This is a genomic window from Polynucleobacter sp. 39-46-10 (genome assembly GCF_002282275.1).
Map to the genome: position 1 here is coordinate 1 of NZ_NCJB01000354.1, position 2257 is coordinate 2257.

Here is a 2257-nt window from a genome sequence, read left to right on the forward strand (position 1 = left end):
GCTTGCGATGGATGACACCGATAAGGTGAAGATTCTGTACGACGATTGTTTGGCAAATAATATTCGGGTGTTCTCGCCAGATATTAATACTGGCGTTTATGTGTTCACACCATTACGTGCCCCAGATGCTGCTCCAGATTCTCCGATCAGTCATATTCGCTATGGCTTGGGCGCAGTGAGAGGTACCGGTGAGGCGGCAATTGAAGTGATTGTGAAGGCGCGTGAAGCTGGCGGACCTTTCAAAGATTTATTTGATTTCTGCGCACGCGTTGATCGTAGGCAAGTCAACCGTCGAGCAATTGAAGCTTTGATGCGTGCTGGCGCCTTTGATAGTTTGTATAAGGACTCTATTCCTGCCGGCGGTAATCCTTACGATATTCGCTCCACTTTATTGGCTTCTTTAGCGCGTGCAATCGAGGCGGCAGAACAAGCGGAAGCTTCAATCAACCAAGTCAGTTTGTTTGAGGTAGCAGGGGAAGAGGATCGCCACCTGCCTGAATTGGTGCGCGAACCAGTCTGGTCTGAAAAGAAACGCCTTCAAGATGAGAAGAGCGCCTTAGGACTTTGCCTAACGGGCCACATGTTTGACGCCTATCGCGACGAGACGGCGCATTTCATTCGTCAACCATTGGCTAAAGTGACGGAGGGTAAAGATCAGTTGATCGCCGGCATTATTACTTCTGCCCGCATGCTGACGGGTCAGCGTGGCCGTATGATGATTGCAACAATTGATGATGGCACCGCTGCAATAGAAGTGACCCTCTATAGCGAGGTATATGAACCAAATCGCTCTTGGCTCAAAGAAGATGAGTTATTAGTAGCGAAAGTGAACGTTACACCCGACAAGTTTTCTGGCGGAATGCGGATCGTATCAGAGGCGGTGATGGACATTACGGGTGCGCGCATGCGTTTTGCTCGCAATATCCATTTATCGATTGATTCAGCGATTGATCTTAAATCCTTACGTAGCCAAATTGGGCCTTACTTGATGAGTAATCGAGTGCGAGATCCCAAGTTGGGCCCCGCAGCAGCCGCTATGCCAAGTGCTAGCGAAGGCTTAAAGGGTTTAATGCTCACGGCTGCAGTCACTACTAGTGGCGGAGCTTGCTTGATGCAATTCCCAGAAGAGTTGCGCATCTATCCTGATGATGCCTGCTTGCATAGTCTGAATCAAATATTGGCGGCCAAGCAATCTAATACAGTTCAGGTTCAGTACCTCTAAATCAGCAGCACCAAAACCACTCAGAGTGATTTATTGATTTGTGGCGTCTTGAAGCGCTGCAATCACCTGATTGGGTTCTAAGAGATCCAAGCATTCGCTACGACTATTTGCACGATCTTCACAGCCTGCTTTGCGACAGGGGACGCATTCACCGGGTCCTTGCAGGATCGTGACATGACCAACTGTCTGCGAGCGAGCTCTTAATTGATAGGGCTGCTCACCAATAAAACTATTAGGCCATGGCCCAAAGTTGGTGGGTGGCGTTGGACCAAATAAGGCAATGGTCGGTGTATTACATGCTGCCGCTAGGTGTGTGATGGATGTATCTACCCCGATATAGGCAATTGCACCGCGAATCAGTGTTCCCGCTTGCGGGATAGTAAGTAGGCCTGCTGTATCAACAACATGACTGCGGGTTTCTTCATCAAGCAATGACAGAATATCCTTGTTTAGCTGTAGATCTTGCTTAGCGGGTGATGCGCTCAATACAACTTGCCAACCTTGTTTTGTAATCCAAGTTAGCAATGTTTGCCAATAGGCAAGCGGCCAACGCTTGTAGGCAGTCAAGGGCCCTGGATGCACTACAAGGTAAGGCGCATAGAGTTGACCAGCAATGCTTGGGGTAATGGGATCGCCAGCAGGTGGAGTGACTGAAATAGGTTTGCTAAATAAATCCCGCGGCTTCTTGTAAAAGATCTCAAGTAGGCGAAGCTTTTCAGTAATGACATGCTGGGCAAAATAATCCACATCAACTGTATGTAGGCTGATAGCCTTTTTCCAGGCGTTTTGCTTATCGCTTTTACTTTTCTTGGCTTTATCTTGATCAGTGAGACCTTGAGGGTGGCCCCCTAGTACGCCAACGCGGTGATGGGCAGCTACCAGAGCATAAAAATAGGCGCGATCACTAGGTTGCGTAACCACAGCCAAGTCGTAACGCTGAAATAGTTTAAAAAATAAAGAGAGATACTCTTTGAATTTGGGGCGATCGGAAGTTTCGATGATCTGGGTAATATCGGGATTACCTTTGAGCATCTC

Annotated in this window: 1 protein-coding gene and 1 pseudogene; one reads left to right on the forward strand and one right to left on the reverse strand. The window is 48.2% G+C overall.

The genetic code is table 11. The annotated features are described in order from the left end of the window. Positions 1 to 1222 (forward strand): annotated as a pseudogene (gene dnaE, locus B7X71_RS15560) (DNA polymerase III subunit alpha); the annotation flags it as partial. A 30-nt stretch (positions 1223 to 1252) separates the two neighbouring features. Here the strand turns inward: dnaE and B7X71_RS15565 are convergent. Then, a partial coding sequence (locus B7X71_RS15565) for a glycosyltransferase family 9 protein (RefSeq protein WP_293601383.1) occupies positions 1253 to 2257 on the reverse strand: 1005 nt, incomplete at its 5' end.